At 62.1% G+C, this 507-nt stretch carries 1 protein-coding gene; it reads right to left on the reverse strand.

The window, feature by feature from the left end; all coding sequences use genetic code 11:
* On the reverse strand, positions 1-448 hold a 448-nt coding region (locus P792_RS33905; protein ID WP_152530276.1), incomplete at its 3' end, for a heavy metal-binding domain-containing protein.
* Between the last annotated feature and the right edge of the window lie 59 nt (positions 449-507).

Here is a 507-nt window from a genome sequence, read left to right on the forward strand (position 1 = left end):
TGAAATCCACGAGTTCCGGGTTAGGCGTGTCGGCGTCGGATGGCTCCTCCGGTTCCAGCGCCATGCCGCAGATGGGGCAGGAGCCGGGGTGATCCTGTCGGATCTGAGGGTGCATCGGGCAGGTCCAGATCACCCCGACCCGTTTGGGCTGAGACTTGATGGGCGTCGTGTCCGCCTTGTGCAGGTAATGACAGGGGTCGGCTTCGAACTTTGTCTGACAGTGCGCGCTGCAGAAATACCAGGTCTGGCCATCATGGTCGGCATGATGCGTCGCCGTCGCGGGGTCGACTGTCATGCCACACACGGGATCCTTGACCGGGCGCGTCTTAACTCCGGTCGCTGCCGGGGTGGGACCCTCTCCATGGAGATGGGACGCGCAAGCTGCTGTATTGTCGTTCGTCATGAGGTCCCCTTGTTTGTGGCCGCCACGCGGCGCCAGACATGCCATAATCGCTTGCGCTCCATGGTATGCCCCTGTAGGGTATAGTGCAATGAGGCAGTCACGGG

Source organism: Asaia sp. SF2.1 (genome assembly GCF_000505765.1).
In the GTDB taxonomy this organism is placed as follows: Bacteria; Pseudomonadota; Alphaproteobacteria; order Acetobacterales; family Acetobacteraceae; genus Asaia; species Asaia bogorensis.